This window comes from Longicatena caecimuris (assembly GCF_018406465.1).
GTDB classification, from domain to species: domain Bacteria; phylum Bacillota_I; class Bacilli_A; order Erysipelotrichales; family Erysipelotrichaceae; genus Longicatena; species Longicatena caecimuris.
In genome coordinates this window covers 2,032,877-2,049,801 of the sequence record NZ_AP024510.1, presented here as the reverse complement: position 1 = coordinate 2,049,801, position 16,925 = coordinate 2,032,877, and the positions used below count along the sequence as shown (strand labels likewise).

General features: G+C 39.5%; 7 protein-coding genes. All 7 read left to right on the top strand.

Annotated elements, in window-relative coordinates:
• The first annotated feature begins 172 nt into the window (after nt 1–172).
• Nucleotides 173–1,570, top strand: a complete 1,398-nt coding sequence (locus KJS44_RS09630; RefSeq protein ID WP_008687592.1) for a UDP-N-acetylmuramoyl-tripeptide--D-alanyl-D-alanine ligase — start codon at nt 173–175, stop codon at nt 1,568–1,570.
• Nucleotides 1,567–2,631: a D-alanine--D-alanine ligase family protein gene (locus KJS44_RS09625; RefSeq protein WP_008687593.1), complete on the top strand. Its 1,065-nt coding sequence runs from the start codon at nt 1,567–1,569 to the stop codon at nt 2,629–2,631. Before KJS44_RS09630 ends, KJS44_RS09625 begins: the two co-directional genes overlap by 4 nt.
• A gap of 18 nt (nt 2,632–2,649) precedes the next feature.
• Nucleotides 2,650–3,798, top strand: a complete 1,149-nt coding sequence (gene alr, locus KJS44_RS09620; protein ID WP_008687594.1) for an alanine racemase — start codon at nt 2,650–2,652, stop codon at nt 3,796–3,798.
• Nucleotides 3,799–3,868: 70 nt separating this feature from the next.
• Nucleotides 3,869–4,909 carry an acyltransferase gene (locus KJS44_RS09615; RefSeq protein WP_008687596.1) on the top strand — a complete coding sequence of 347 codons (1,041 nt, stop codon included), beginning with the start codon at nt 3,869–3,871 and terminating at the stop codon, nt 4,907–4,909.
• A gap of 50 nt (nt 4,910–4,959) precedes the next feature.
• Nucleotides 4,960–6,552: an NAD(P)/FAD-dependent oxidoreductase gene (locus KJS44_RS09610; RefSeq protein WP_008687598.1), complete on the top strand. Its 1,593-nt coding sequence runs from the start codon at nt 4,960–4,962 to the stop codon at nt 6,550–6,552.
• 126 nt (nt 6,553–6,678) lie between these two features.
• On the top strand, nt 6,679–7,971 hold the full coding sequence (locus tag KJS44_RS09605; protein WP_008687600.1) for an immunoglobulin-like domain-containing protein: 1,293 nt from the start codon (nt 6,679–6,681) through the stop codon (nt 7,969–7,971).
• Between the two features lie 332 nt (nt 7,972–8,303).
• Nucleotides 8,304–16,880: a Cna B-type domain-containing protein gene (locus KJS44_RS09600; protein ID WP_244976532.1), complete on the top strand. Its 8,577-nt coding sequence runs from the start codon at nt 8,304–8,306 to the stop codon at nt 16,878–16,880.
• Nucleotides 16,881–16,925 lie beyond the last annotated feature (45 nt).

Below are 16,925 nucleotides of genomic sequence, written 5' to 3'. Positions count from 1 at the left end.
CATGAAAGCGCTGTAAAAAAATGGATGTGGGAATTCTTACGATAATATAAGGAAATTATGAAAATTCTTTGGTTCAAGTTGGAGGGGTTATGCTATAATAAAATGCGGAACATATCACACGAAAACAAGATATGTGTAGATATTAAGATGTTAATGAAAGGACGTAAGGTTCATGATTATACGATCAATTGATGCAATTATCCGTATGTTGGATGCGGACTATATAGAAAATGGGGCTATTGAAGAAAAGATTCAGGGTGTCTGTATTGATTCTCGCAAGGTCGTGGAAGGAAACTTATACATCCCAATCCATGGTGTGAAGAATAACGGACATGCATATGTTGCACAAGCGATTGCGAATGGGGCAAAAGCTGTTTTATGGGAACGAAAAGAGCCGAATCCTCCCAAAGAGGTCGTTGTTATTTTAGTTGAAGATACAACAAAAGCTTTGCAAGACTTAGCAAAGGCATATCGGCATCAACTAAATATGAAAGTGGTAGGAATTACCGGCAGTAATGGAAAGACGAGTACCAAAGATATCTTAGCATCATTGCTTCAAGAACACTACATCACGCAAAAAACATTGGGCAATTATAATAATGAGATAGGTGTTCCCTTAACCTTATTAAGTTTGAGTGAAAATGTTGAGGCAGCTGTTATTGAAATGGGAATGGAAAATTTAGGGGAATTATCTTTTCTGACGCATATGGTAGAACCGGATATTGCGATTATTTCAAATGTAGGTACTGCGCATTTAGAAAATCTGAAAACGATGGAAAATATCGCTAAAGCGAAATTAGAAATTGTTGAAGGATTAAAAGAGCATGGCTTGTTTATCTACAATGGTGATCAGGAAATCTTGCAAAATGCGGTCACCCAGGCACAGATTCCTGGACATATTCGTATCCGCACCTTTGGAGTGAAGCCACAGAATGACTATGTGATTTCGCATATCACGCAAAAACGTGAAGGTGTCAGTTTCTGTTTAAATGATGATGTGTGTCCATATCATGTAGATATGATTGGTAAGCATCAAGCGATGAATGCAACAGCTGCCTGGATTGCAGCGAAAGCGTTAGGTTTAAGTGTAGAAGAAATCCGAGAAGGTTATCAAAATATTGAAAAAACAGGATTGCGCAATGAGCTTGTTGATTTTGGTAAGTGTTTGATCTTAAATGATTCTTATAAATCAAATCCACAAAGTGCATTGGCAGCTTTAGATACCATGGAAGAATTTGATGTTCCTTATAAGATTGCGGTATTAGGTGATATGCTGGAACTAGGTGACACCAGTGATATGATTCATTATACATTAGGTAAAGATTTAGCGAAGTACCATTTAAATGAAGTCTTAACGATTGGTGATATGGCGCGTTATATCACACAAGGAGCATTTAATAACTTAACAGGTGTACATATTGAACACTTTACGGATAAAGAAGCATTAATCTGTTATCTTCGTCCATATGAGCATAAAGACTGCATGCTGTTAGTAAAAGGAAGTCGTGGCATGAAGCTGGATGAAGTAGTGGATGCATTAGTAAAAAAGGAAGAAGAGGTAGTAAAATGAGTACATTGAAATTAGCTGTAATTTTTGGCGGAAAATCAAGCGAATACCCGGTATCTCTGCACTCTGCAGCAAGCTTGATTCGTTCCTTACATAAAGATAAATATGAACTGATCTTCATCGGAATCAGCAAGGATGGCGAATGGTTTGCATATGATGGTGATGTAGATGCCATTGAGCATGATACGTGGATGGATGGTAATATCACGCCATGTGTCTTATCCTGCTCCACTGCCCAAAAGGGGTTTCTTAAACTAAAGGAAGATGGCAGCTATGAAACACTTCCAGTGGATTGTATTTTCCCTGTTCTACATGGCAAGAATGGGGAGGATGGAACCATTCAAGGATTGTTTGAATTAAGTGGCATTCCTTATGTCGGCTGTGATCATATGAGCAGTGCTATTTGCATGGATAAAGAAATGGCGCATATCGTCATGGAAAATGCCGGTATTCCTTGTGCCCCTTATCTGTGTGTATACGAGGATGAACATTTGGATTATCGACATATTTATGAAGAAGCAAAAGCTAAGTTAGGTTTACCGATCTTTATTAAACCGGCCAATGCCGGCAGTAGTTTCGGTATTCATAAAATTGCTTCCTTTGATGACTTTGAAGAAAGCATGAAGGATGCGTTTTATCATGATGGCCGTGGCAAGGTGATTTTGGAAACGACGATTGAAGGTTTTGAAATCGGCTGTGCGGTGATGGGAAATAAAGAGTTGTTTGCGGGCAGTGTGGATGAAATTGAAACAGCCGCTCCATTCTTTGATTATGAAGGGAAATATCAAATGGTAGACTCTCATATCTACTGTCCTGCCAGAATCAGTAAAGAGCTGTTTGAAGAGGCAAGAAGCTTGGCTTTGAAAGCTTATCGTGCTATGAATTGTAAAGGTATGACACGGGTTGATATGTTTGTTACTCCTCAACAAAGCATTGTGATGAATGAAGTAAATACGATTCCCGGCTTTACGGATACTTCACGTTATCCGACGATGATGAAAGAAGCCGGTATTGAATTCGGCGATTTATTAGACAAATTGATTGCATTTGCATTAACAAGATAAATAAAAGAGGTGAGAACCATGCTGATGAGCGATACCAGAGCATGGCTGGAAATTGATCTGTCCAAGATCAGCCATAATGTAAAAGAAATACAAAAATTATTGCCCTCTACCAGCAAGATCATGGCAATCGTAAAAGCGAATGCGTATGGTCATGGAGATGTGGCATGTGCCAAAGAATTGAGCCGCTGTGGCATTGATTTTTTCGGTGTCAGCAGTGTGGATGAAGGCATTTCCTTACGTGAAGGCGGTATCCGTGAGCCAATTTTAATCTTAGGTTATACACCACCTGTTCATTTTCATCAAGTCATTCAACATGATTTGATCCAAACCTTTTTATCCTTAGACTATGCCAAAAAAGCAAATGCATGGTGTAAAGAGCATGGGGTTATCATGCATGGACATGTCAAGGTGGATACAGGAATGTCACGTTTGGGCATCATAACACAACAACAGGACTACCGTATCGAGGAAGTGAAAGAAGTTTATCATCTGCCACATATAGCAGTCGATGGCATTTTCTCCCACTTTAGTGTAAGTGATGGTCTGGATGAGGATAATAAGGCTTATACAAGAAAGCAAATCATGTTATTTGATCAGGTGTTGAAGGATTTGGAAGATGCCGGAATTGATGTTGGCATACGCCATTTACAAAATAGTTATGGTATCTTGAACTATCCGGATTTAAAGTATGATTATGTACGCCCGGGCTTATTGTTCTTAGGTGCGACAAGTGATGATGCCATTGATACGATCACGCATCCTGATTTTCAGCCTATCATGCAATTAAAAGCAAACATTTCAATGGTAAAAACGATTCAGCCAGGTGTCTGTGTAAGTTATGGCCGCCATTTTACCAGTGAGCGCATCAGTTGTATCGCCACAGTTTCTATAGGCTATGCGGATGGCTATCCACGCAGTGTTTCCAATAAAGGGGCATGTGCATTGTTGCATGGGAAACGGGTACCGATCATTGGCAATATTTGTATGGATCAAATGATGTTAGATGTTACAGATATAGAACATGTCAAAGAAGGCGATGTTGTTACTTTATTTGGTTGTGACGGTGATGAAAAGTTACCGATTGATGAATTAACTAGATTAGCTCAAACAATCAATAATGAAACATTTTGTTGGATGAGTGCGCGATTGCCAAGAATTTATAAATAGCCAGAAGTGGCTATTTTTCATGAAATTATCTGCTGAATTAAGTAATAGGGATCATAAAGGAGGGGAAATGATGCAGAAGAAAACATATTGTGCATTAGATATTGCAAAGTTTATGAGTGCTTTTTTAGTTATTTGTATACATACAGGGCCATTATTGGATATAAATGAGACAGCAAATTTTGTATTGGTTCAGATTATCGCCAGAATTGCCGTACCTTTGTTTTTCATAATTTCCGGTTATTTATTTTTTGCGAAACTGGATAATGAAAGAGAATGGAATGATTATGCAAATGTTACGGCCTTAAAACATTATGTATTTCGTTTAGGTAAACTTTATCTGATTTGGTCAATCTTCTATTTGCCATTTAATTATTTGTTAGTTAGGGGCGATGGATTACATGCGATGACTTTCTTGCGCTATCTGCGTGACTTCTTCTTTACCGGAAGTTATTACCATCTCTGGTTTTTACCAGCTTTGATGGTAGCGGTATGTGCTGTTTATGTTCTGCGTCGTTATGTTTCCTTGACGACAACGATAATCATCAGTGCCCTTTTGTATCTCATAGGGATGCTTGGTAATGTTTATCCACAGATGATTGAAGAGTTACCTTATATAGGTCGTGCATACCATTATTACATCCAGCTTTTTGTGACAACGCGAAATGGGATTTTCTTTGGTATGTTGTTTATTTCTTTAGGTGCTTATTTTGCGCAAGGGCGCATGGTCGTAAGCCGCAGTACCTTAGGACCCTTTATCGGCTTTGTATTGTCCCTGTGTGCTTTATTCGGAGAATGCTTTTTCTTAAGAGAACAAGGATATATGCATGATTTGGCAAGTATGTATTTGATGTTGGTACCAACGGTTGCATTCTTATTTATTACTTTATTATCCATAGATCTTAAGGTCAAAGAGCTTTATAAGACCTTGCGTGTGTTATCGCTATTGATCTATGTATCTCATCTTATGTTTGTTGTTGTGGTCACAGCTTTATTTCCAACGATGAATGCTTTATTACAATATGGAATTGTTGCGTTGTCTTCCTTATTGTTTGCGCTCATTATTTATACACTAGCAAAACATTTCCCTATTTTCAAACACTTATATGCTTAGAAAGGAAAGCTGATTGGCTTTCTTTTCCCTTTTAAAGGAGAAAAATACTTATGATACGTATTCAACAAATTCATTTAACGTTAGAAGAAGATATGACGTTACTTCCGGAAAAAATTATTAAAAAATTGCGCATAGCACCAGAGGAATTACTATCTTGGCGCATTCATAAAGAAACCTTTGATGCAAGATGGCGCCATATGCAGTTTACGTATACGCTGGATTGTACCCTCAAACATGAAGAAAATGTCTTAAAACATCCTCATAAGGATATCACCAAGACCCCGGATGAACGCTATCGCATGCCGAAAAAAGGTGTTGTCGGACTTGTCCATCGCCCGATTGTTGTTGGCTTTGGACCAGCCGGTATGTTCGCAGCTTTGTTATTAGCCCAGATGGGGTATCAACCTTTAATCTTAGAACGTGGAGAATGTGTGGAAAAACGTGTAAAAAGCGTTGAACACTTCTGGAAGGAAGGAATTTTAAATACCGAAAGTAATGTGCAGTTTGGAGAAGGTGGTGCCGGAACGTTTAGCGATGGCAAATTAACTACCAGAGTAAAGGATGTACGCATTCGCAAGATTTTGGAAGAGTTTGTACGCTTTGGAGCTCCTGAAGATATTTTATATACAGCGCATCCCCATATCGGTACGGATTTATTACGTGATATCGTGAAACGCATGCGTGAAGAAATCCTTCGTTTAGGGGCAGAAATCCGCTTTTCTACGCGTTTAGATGATATCTTGATTGAAAAAGGAGAAGTCTGTGGTGTTGTGGCAAATGGTGAAGTGATACCGTGTGAACAACTAATCTTAGCAATCGGTCACAGCGCTCGTGATACGATGCGTATGTTGATGAAACGAGGTGTCGCAGTAGAGCCAAAGGCATTTGCTGTAGGAGCCAGAATCGAACATCCACAACGCTTGATCAATGAAGCGCAATACAAAGCATATGCGAATCATCCTCGTTTAAAAGCGGCAGAATATCGTTTGACCTATCCGGCATCCAATGGGCGCGGGGTATATACTTTCTGCATGTGTCCGGGTGGATATGTCGTGCCAAGTGCCTCTATGGAAGGTGGCGTTGTGGTAAATGGCATGAGTGAGCATGCCCGTGATGGAGAAAATGCCAATAGTGCCTTGCTGGTACAAATACGTCCTGAGGATTATGGGAATGACCCGGAAAAAGCGATTCAATTTCAGGAAACATTAGAGAAAAAAGCATTTCAGGCAGGCGGATGTTCTTATAAGGCTCCAGCACAATTGGTTAAGGATTTTTTGGCACATCAAACTTCAAAAGGGTTTGGCAGTGTAGTACCAACCTATGCGTTAGGGGTAACACCGGCAAATCTGCATACTATCTTGCCAAGCTATGTGTGTGAGGCGATGGAAGAAGCAATACAAGGATTAGATAAAAAATTGAAAGGCTTTGCCTATCAAGATGCTGTACTGATTGGTGTGGAAACACGCAGCAGTTCTCCAATTCGCATGATAAGAAATAAAGAAGATTGTACCTCTATACAAATCAAAGGTATCTATCCTTGTGGTGAGGGAGCCGGTTATGCAGGAGGCATTGTATCGGCGGCGATTGATGGTTTGCGTTGCAGTGAGCAATTAATTGGAATGTATCATTATCACCAAGAATAATAAATAATGCGATTAACTTGTACCATTCTTAATAAATGTTATGGGCATGGATACATACGATCATAAACTACTTAACAATCATAAAAAATGATGCTTATGCATACGCTTTACCATGAGGTGATGCATATGAGCAGACGTTGCCGCTATACGATTTATGGAATTTTGGCATGCTTAGGTATTTGTGTAATAGGTGTACTCGTTAAAATACTCTTTTTCAGTGGCTTATTCGTACCATTGTTAAAAGTGGATGGAGACAAAGAAATGAAGGTACAGGTACATGAATCATTTCGCGATCCCGGAGTGATAGCGAGCTATCGATTTCATGATTATAGTGATGAAGTGAAACGCACCTCGAATCTGAATACAGATAAATTAGGAACGTATACAATCGTCTATCATCTTGATAGTTATGATAAAAAAGTAAGTCGAACGGTACATGTTGTTGATACGAAAGCACCTACTATTACACTAAAACAAGGAAAGATGATTCGAGTGTTTGAGAATGGTACGTATCAAGAACCAGGCTTTCATGCACAGGATAATTATGATGGTGATCTAACCAAAAAAGTAACGGTTAAACATCATGTTAATATGAAAAAAACAGGTACCTATGACATTGTTTATCAAGTCAAAGACGCTAGTAACAATATTGCCAGTGTCACACGTAAAGTGCAGGTTTGTAAAGATCCTACAACGACCAAGCTGTATTATAATCATGATGATTACGACAATACTGCAGAAGAATGGTGGTTTAATAAAAGTAAGGAACATAAACGGACTACTGGCGCAAAACCGCAAAGCTTATTAGATAAATATGATGCTTATTATCAGGGGAAAGATGAAAAGGTTATTTATCTGACGTTTGATGAAGGGGGAAATGATATTACCTATATCAAACAAATTGCTGATGTCTTAAATAAAAACGACGTGAAAGCGACCTTTTTCTTGACGCGTAACTATATCAAGAACGAAGCCGATTTTATGCGCGATCTTGTGAAGCATGGTCATGTAATCGGCAATCATACTTGGCACCATTATGATATGACGACACTTGCCAACGCTAAAGATGTAGATGCTTTTGTTAAGGAAATTACAGAGACAGAAAAAACGTATATGGAAGTATGCGGAGTACCAATGAAGAAAGTCTTTCGTTTTCCGAAAGGCGGAGGCAGCGAACGTGCAATGAAAATGGTAAAGGATTTAGGTTATCGTACGTATTTTTGGAGTCACGCTTATTATGATTATGCCAGTGATGTAAGTGGAGAAGAAGCATTAAAGACAATGATGGATCATTATCATAATGGTGCTATCTATCTTTTGCATCCTAGCAATAAAGGAAACTATGAAGCCATGGATACCTTTATAAAGAATATGAAGAAGGAAGGCTATCGTTTTGCGACGGTGGATGAAATAAAATAATATATCATATTTTTTCTTATTAAGTTAGTAATCAATTTGTTTGATTCCTAGCTTTTTTTATTTGATCAGGTTATTTAGGAAAACATAGGGAAAGCAATCTATTATCAATCACATTGTATGAAAGAGTAAATATACTTAATGAATCATACATAAAATAACCATTTTTATTGACGATGAGAAATAAGCGTGCTAAACTTTTAAGTAGAAATAGGTATGATGTATTTGTGATTATTTAAAAGTTACCTGAAATCATTCATACAGATGAGAAAAATACTTTAACATCATATAGACATTTGAAAGGGTTGAGTAAAGTCATGCCACAGGGGAAAAGGATGCATAAAAAAATCATTATGCTTTGTTTATGTGCAGCTCTTTTTATTATGCAAAGTGGATTGTTATCAGCAGATGATTTTAATGCTGTTGATGAACAGCCAATAGAGACATTACCAGAAGAAAAGATAGAGACTTCAGCAAGTAAGGTAGCTTCAGAGGATACCCCAACATCAGATAGGAATGAAGAACAATCACTTTTAAAGCAGGATAAACCAGATGAAAACAATAAAGAAACGACTGTAGAAGAGAATGTGCAAAAAGATGTTAAACTATCACAAGATGAAACAGCACTTTCTACATACTATCAGGATAATAAAATTTGTATTTATAATTACAAACAGCTTCAATTAATTGGTAGTGGTAAGCCCGTATATGAAGGGGATGTAAAGGGTGCGATTGGTAATGGCGAGATGATTTTTATAGATGATCAGCCAATCACGTATTCATTGAACCAGGATTATTATCTTATGCAGGATATTGAGTTTGAAAAGTCATCCTTGTGGTATTATCCACAGGATTTTACGGGAACGATAACTTCATATAAAGAACGTAAAGAACATGTATTGTATGATGAAACAACAGATACCATTTATATATACAATCGCTATCAGTTATCTTTGATGCAATCAGCAAATGCTGAGCAGGAATATGTAACAACCGGGGACTGGAATGCGGAAACACTTGGTATTGGACAAGTTTATACATTAAAGGATGGTACACATTTAACCTATGGCAAAGCACATACGTATGTGCTTGCTTCCTCTTTTTCTATCGAAGAGGTAACCTTAAAAGCAGCTGCCCTTGCTTTCACCAATACGGATCAATATCCATCGGTATATGATGGAAGAGAGTATTTTGGACAGGTTGTTAAGACTATTGATAATAAAGATTATATCCTAATTGGGAATCAAAAACAGCTAAGAGCAATCGGTACGGATACAAAAGTCACAGAACCAATTTGGGAAGTATATGAAGAACGTACATCAATTCTCACTTCATGGCAGGTCAAAGAAGACAATGCGGATCATCCAATTCGTCTGTATTATCCAGGAGATGCAGATTTGATTAAGTTTGATGAGACGTTTGACTGGTCTAATAGAGAATTATATGCCGTAAAGAATGGAGAACATAAATTAGGCGATCGTCAAAAATTAGATGGAATCACGATTACGGATGCAACAAAATGTTACAACTACTATGGTAGTAAACTAGATGTCAAGCAAAAATTAACCTATGATGCAACCAGTACAGAACCTATCAATATTGGAAAAGCTGGAGCAACCTATAGCAATACGGCGAATTATATTATTTTCCGTGATATTTATTTAACAGAGGATGGGACAGCTTCAGGAGCGACGGTTGCCTGGGAGCCAATTGAAAATTTCACTGGTACGATGATTGGACAAAAGGGCATGGTTGAAGGCAGTAATGCAATCATTCATAATGTAGAGATCAATCAGACAGATGCTATTAATCAAAAAAGTGAAGGGATATTTACAAAAACTTATCATGAAGAATATGGAATAGGCTTCTTTAGAAGCTTAGCATCAGGTCGAGATAGTAACTTACAGTTTTCTGATGAACCTATTCTTGTATCACATATTACTTTAGATACTGTTCAAGTGAAGACGACAACAAAGAGCATTGATAAGAATGTTTCATTAATTGCTGGTGTTTTAAAGGTATTAGGTCTAGGGGAGAGCTTAAAAGATGATCCAAAATCCTTTGCGACTGGGGCATTAGCTGGTGTTGTAAAAGGAAACGTTCAAATAGACAATTGTCAGGTAACCAATCTTAAGGGAATTACAAATGCAAATAATTATACTGGAGGATTGATAGGATATGTATCAGGCATCACCAAATATGAAGCTATTACAGGGTTGATTGGAGGTACTTTAAAAACATTAAGCGAATTATTAAATGCTTTACCTGTTTTAGGCTTAGGTGATTTAGTTACATTCTTATTAGATGGTGGCTTATTAGATGTGGGAAGCTTAATTCCTATTGGCTATGTGAATGCGGTTATAACAAATTGTTCCGTAAGTTTTGCAAGTGGGGCATCAATTATCGGTAACGATTATACCGGCGGTTTTATCGGGGATATCAGAGGTTCTATCATCCACAATGCGAAAGTTATCACAAATGGTGATAGTGAAATCCAAGGAACAAATTATGTTGGTGGTTTCGCAGGAAGAGCAGCAAATCAAGTCATTGCTGGAGCCCTTTCTTCTTTAGGTATCGATTTGCTAGGTAACTTTCCTGTCAATACCGTCTTCTTAAATTCCCAAATACAAGGTAGCGGTAAACTTAATGTGACGGCAACTTCGACAGAGGATAATGCAGGTTATGCCGGTGGTTTTGTAGGAAGTATGAGCAATAGCTATGCAATTGATTGCAGTGTGAAAAATCTTGGTAAGGTTTCAGGTAAGGACTATGTTGGCGGTTTTAGCGGTAAAGCGGATATGGGAGATGTCGCAGATATCAATGAAAGTGATGATGATAAGCAAGGATTGTTAAAACTGGTTCAAGGATTGTTATCAAGTATCCTAAGTGGGGATAAAAATATTCAAATACTGAATCTAGTAGGTATGCGTCCTTCCGTCATGACGGGAATAGAAGTTAGCGGACAGCAGATTGCGATTATCGCCAGTGGCAAGCATGCCGGAGGACTCACAGGCTATGCTGGGGCAGTACAAATCTCAAATACGGAAGAATTAAAGGATGATACAAAGACAACAACCAAGGAAGTACAGCGGGTTTTAACAAAAAATAATATTTCTTATACGTATGACAAGAAGGGAAATAAAGTTAGCGCATCAACTTCTCTTACTGTATCAGCAATAGAGCATGCCGGTGGTGGCATTGGGAAAGCAACCATGACAAGCTTAAGTGATGTCTTAGGCAGTACGGTAAAAGCTGCGGATTATATGCGGTTTGAAGTAAAAGATATAACGATACAAGGTGGTACAACTGGTTTAAAGGTGAAAGCTACTGGTGCCAATAGTAATGCCGGAGGCGTGATTGGTTATGGATTAGGCGGAGAAGTACGAAATGTGAACTTAACGAATCTAGCATCCATCAGTGCCGGTAAAAACGCCGGAGGTTTTGCCGGGTATTTTGGAAGTGGAACCTTAGCGAGTGTTGGAGGTGTAGATGTCTTAGGATTAGGCTTGATTCAAGCAGATGGCATTCTTAGCTTGGCTGACATGGTGGAAACTATGGTATACGATAGTTCCATTTCCGGTACAACAACAGGGTTTCGTGTAGTGACGAGTGAAACGGACAGTCATAGCGGCGGTTTTATCGGTAACTGTATCAGTGGAAAGGTAAAACGTGCCAGTGTCACTGCTTTACAATTGGTATCTGCACCAATGGATGCCGGAAATGCCGGAGGTTTTATCGGCTATGCGAAAGCCGGAGATGCTTTAGCTACCGTAGGAAATTCAACTAATCTAGCGGGAATTAACCTCACCAATCTATTAGGAGTCATGAGTGCCTTAACACCGGAATTTCAAGATATTACACTTACTTATGTAGCGAATGGTGCTGATCCACAGGTTTCTGCGCAAATCGCTGGTGGTGTCATTGGCGATGGACAGGCAGTTGATATGAATTACCGTGTGAACCATCCGGATGCCGGTGATACATCAGCAGAGGCAAAAACAACGGTAAGTGGTTTAGCATATGTAAAAGGAACAGCTTATGCCGGAGGTTTTGCTGGTCGCTTATTGCCAGGTGATGTTGCACAAACCGGTTCTATCAAGGTATTAAATCTGTTAGATGCTACCCAGTTGCTAAGTGTCATGGATGTCGCATACCCTAAACTTTCTGATATTTCTATTACAGGAGAACAGCTAATTGTTCGTGCAACAGGAAAACAAGGTGATGTTGCATTAGGTGATGCGGGTGGTTTTCTTGGCCATGGCAAGGCGGTGACAATAGCGCATGCCAATATAACAGATGTAAAAGAAGTTATCGGTGCTTATCATGCCGGTGGTTATGTGGGCATCTTACGTTCCGGAAGTGTAGCAGAGGCAAGTGATGCTATAGGAGAATTGTTAAACTCTATTTTAGGTAAATTATTAAATGTAAAAGAATTAACCAGTGTTTTACAAGCTGCCAGCAGTACCATTACGGATGCAAAAGTATCCGGACATGCAAATGATGAGGGCAATGCTGGATTGTATGTACATACTGAAGTGTTTGAAGGAAATGATATATCGCAGGCACAAGGTTATGCCGGTGGTTATGTCGGAGAGATGCAGAGTGGATATATTGATAATCAAGCGAATGCCGTTGATGGACAAAAAGGAACAGCAGTAGAGCATCTTTGGAAAGTAGAAGGGTTACGCTATGCCGGTGGCTTTGGTGGCCTTGTGCAGGCAGGCAGTGTTGCGGAAGTCGGACAAGACAGCAGCCTTTTAAATAAGCTGACACAATTCAATGATACACTTAGTGTTATTCAAGCTTTTGTGCCGGTTATCCAACATGCATCCATACGCTCAATTGCGAGTGGAATGCGTGTGCATGTAAGTGGCAGTGATACAAAAGATAATACAAATGATGTAAATACCGGAAGTGCCGGTGGTTATATCGGTTATGCCAGTGGTGTTCAAATTAGTAACTGTGATGTACAAAAGCTGCAAAATACAAAGGTTGTAGAACCAAAGGATTTGCAGACAAGAGAAGCTAATTCTTATTTTGATGGTACAAGTGACTATGCAATAAAAGGTTATCGCTATGCCGGTGGCTATTTTGGTAAGGTTGTAATCGGCAGCACGGCAGCCATTGGCGGAGTTAAGGTTTTAGATAAGGTTTTAAAGTTGGCAAATGCAGCTTCTGCCTTAAATGTTGTTGTATCCATCGTAGAGCATAGTGATGTTTACGGCGTTGCTTCCGGATTTAATGTTATCGCAAGTGATACGACTGGAAAGATCGGAAAAGCAGGCGGTTTTGCAGGAGATATGCAGGGAACACAGGTTCAAGATGCCAATGTTTATCGTTTTGCTCATATCATAGCCAGAGAAAGTGCCGGTGGCTATGCAGGTACTATACAACCAGGTGATGTGGCAAATGTTGTCACAGGAACAAGTGTATTAGGTGGGCTGATTCAAGCGGATAATCTAGTAAGCGTCCTGCGAACGTTTGTCCCAACAATTAAAAACAGTGAAACAACTTGTATCCCATGTGGCGGTGTCGTAAGAGCAGATGCGCAAAGCAGTGATGGTGTGCTAAGAGGTCTGGCAGGCGGCTATGTCGGTCATAATTTCGGTGGTCAGATTTGGGGCAATGATGGTAGTGATTGGAAGAGCAGTGCCTATACTGGACCACAGCGCAAAGCAAGTATAAAGCGCATTCGTTCGGTATATGGTGTGGAATATGCCGGTGGTTACACAGGTTTGATGCAATGTGCCAATGTGGTAGATACCGGCAGTCTGCATCTCTTATTTGATTTGATTACACTTGATAATCCATTGACTGTAATGCAGTCAGTATATCCTAGCGAAAAGCAAACAGCGGTTTCAGGACCTTTGCGAAATTTGGATATGGCAGAATGGAATGCCTGGGTAAAGGCAGTCGGTGTATATGGGGCATATGGACAACAGTTAAAAGAATTAGGAGAAGTTAATACTGCTGAAGAGTTCACTAACATCATACAAAAATATGCCTATGGTTATGCAGTAAGTGCCGGCCGTAACCAGGATGCTGCAACCTCAATACAAGGAAGTGCAGCTGGTGGCTATGTAGGACGCATGGAAGGCGGTACAATTACAGATGCGATAGCGCAGGACTTAAAAATAAGTAATGCATATCGCAGTGCCGGTGGTTTTGCAGGCGAAATGATAACGGGAACAGTTGCCAAAACCGGTGATATTGATTTAGCTAATGTAAAATTAGCAGGTACGATACCAGCGATAGAATCTTTTGTGCCTGTCATTCACACATCAAGTGTTGAAGGATATCGTGGCGGTGCCAGTATTGCTGCTACTGGTGTCAATCAAACACAAACAACCGGGTATGCCGGTGGTTATGTCGGCTACATGGTTGGCGGACAAATTTGGGGGAATGCGACAACAGCTTGTAATATCGAAAAACTGCGTCGTGTAGATGGGACAAGTTATGTAGGAGGCTATGCGGGTAAAGTAGATCCAGGCAGTGTCACACGTGTGGATACCGCAACCAAGCAAGGACTATTAAATCAGGTACTAAATTTATTGATAGCATCCCCAGCAGATCTTGTTCAAGTATTGAATGCAACGATATCAACCATCCGCTATGCCAAAGTATCCAGCTGGGATGATTGGGGCATTGTCGTAAATGGTGCTTATCAAGAGGGTGTAAATACAGCGTATGCAAAAGCAGCCGGAGGCTTTGCCGGAAGTTTATCAGGCGCGGTATTAGGAGAAGAAAAGACGGCAGATTCCGGTGTCCATGTAGATCGTTTACGTTCTGTTATTGGAGGAGATCATGTTGGAGGTTGTTTTGGAATAGGTGATGTCGATGCAGCAGCACAAGTATCTGGAGATGAAACAACCAATATCCTACATCTTATTAAAACCGGTGGTATTGATGTATTGGATACTTTCCGCACCTATGTATACCATAGTGAGGTTAAAGGAAGTCCACAGGCTGGCTTACATGTTAGCGCACATACGGAATCATCCCAAGGAAGCAATGCATCTTTAGTTTATTATGGCAATGCCGGCGGCTTTGGCGGCAGCTTATTGGATGGCTCTATCAAGAATAGTACCGTGACCAATCTAGCAAAAGTTGAAGGCTTAAATAACACCGGCGGTTTTGTTGGCTATTGTGGCAAGAGCGGTGTCGTTGATGCTGATAAGCTAGATGTTTTAGAAGGTAGCTTTGGAGAACTACTTGGTGGCTCTTTAGGTGTACTGGATGTTTTTGGCTCTAATATCCATGATAGTAAGGTATCCGGTATTGCGGGTGGTTACCTTGTAAACAGTGGGCAAGGAACACAGCCAATTGCCGGTGGCTTTATCGGTTATGGTAATCTTGCCCGCATCGTGAATTGTATTGCCGGAGGTGAAACACAGGAACAAGGAGTCAATCAGGTAGCCAGTCAAGGTATTGCCGGTGGCTTTATTGGCAAAACCGATTTTGCTTATCTGGCCGATGTACAATTCAAGTCAGAACTTGTCAACGCCTTGTTAACGGTTGTTTTAAATCCATTAGTAAAAGCGTTATATATAGACGATTTAGAAAATCTGGGTTTACTTGATATCAATCTTGGCATTCTTAAGGTAAAAGCTTTAAAAGATGGCGATGTAGTCAATCTGAACCTGTTAGGTTTAAAAATTTCGGTTAGTTTGTCAAAAAAATCATCAGAAAATCCAGCTGAAACCGATTTTGCGATTATTACCTTAGGAGATTCTACAATAAAGTTACCATGTAATGAGAATGGATTAATAGATTCTGAGCAGAATGAACAAAACGTCCGCGTCACTTTAATCAAAGCAAATCGAACAAAAGTAGAAAACAGTAAAGTTAACGGTACAAAGTTTGGTTATGATGTATTTGGCGGTGGAGCGGATAATGACAAGGATGTGCAGAAAGAAGAAGGTAGCAGTGGTGGCTTTGTTGGTTTTAACAAAGAAGGACTCTTCTTCGATAACACGATGGAATTGTGTGATACTATCAAGGGTACTGCAAATTCGATTGGACCTTTTACAGGAAAGAGTAGTCTTGCTTCAAGCTATGACTTCAATACGATTGAAAAGGTAGAAGGTGAGAATAATCTCTATCACATTTATCGAAAAGTAAACAGTATATATAACGAAATAACAAAAGAAACGTCCATCTTAACTGATATAACAACAAAGGTTGATGATTGGAATGCATACAGCATTAAACATATCGTCAATGTAAAAGAATTTGAAACGCTGAAAGATGCGCAGCTTGTATCATCTACTTCACAGCAAGCAATTCCATTAAATGCTTATGTATCACCAGCAAAAGCAGTGCTGATGGATGATATATCATCCGGGACTAATGCTTCTGATACAACCAAACCAGAACCATCACAGGAACAAGATCCATGCGATGAATTCTTGAAACTCACAATCAATAAAGTTTGGAAAGATAGTGATAATCGCGATCAGCTGCGACCAGACAAGATCAACATTACACTGCAACGATCATGGATAGAAAATAAGGAAGAGAAAAGTGAAATTGTAACGGGATATGAGAGTTATGTCATCAATGGTGATACAACAAAAGCAACTTGGCAGCATGTACTTACAGATCTGCCAGCTTACAAGACAGCAGAGGATGGAAGTCTTTGTTATTACACCTATACCGTAAGTGAAACAGCAATACCAGACTATATTACCAAAATAGATAGTTCACAGGATCATACAACCTTTACGATTACCAATAGTCATTTTGCAATACTGCCAGATACCGGTGGCATGGGAATCTTTATGTTTATTCTGGTGGGAGGCTGTATATTGATCGTTATGCTTTATAGTGATGTGATAAGGCATCAGAAAAGAAGAAAGGAGCGGCTAGCTATGAAGAAACAGCAGCGACAAAGTAATTCACCACCTGCTTGATACAAAGCAGAAAAATATTCATAACAGAAAAGGAAAGAGGGAAAA

Coding starts and splice junctions, on each gene's coding strand:
- KJS44_RS09605 (WP_008687600.1), top strand. CDS start 6,679: ATGAGCAGACGTTGCCGCTATACGATTTATGGAATTTTGGCATGCTTA.
- KJS44_RS09610 (WP_008687598.1), top strand. CDS start 4,960: ATGATACGTATTCAACAAATTCATTTAACGTTAGAAGAAGATATGACG.
- alr (WP_008687594.1), top strand. CDS start 2,650: ATGCTGATGAGCGATACCAGAGCATGGCTGGAAATTGATCTGTCCAAG.
- KJS44_RS09600 (WP_244976532.1), top strand. CDS start 8,304: ATGCATAAAAAAATCATTATGCTTTGTTTATGTGCAGCTCTTTTTATT.
- KJS44_RS09630 (WP_008687592.1), top strand. CDS start 173: ATGATTATACGATCAATTGATGCAATTATCCGTATGTTGGATGCGGAC.
- KJS44_RS09625 (WP_008687593.1), top strand. CDS start 1,567: ATGAGTACATTGAAATTAGCTGTAATTTTTGGCGGAAAATCAAGCGAA.
- KJS44_RS09615 (WP_008687596.1), top strand. CDS start 3,869: ATGCAGAAGAAAACATATTGTGCATTAGATATTGCAAAGTTTATGAGT.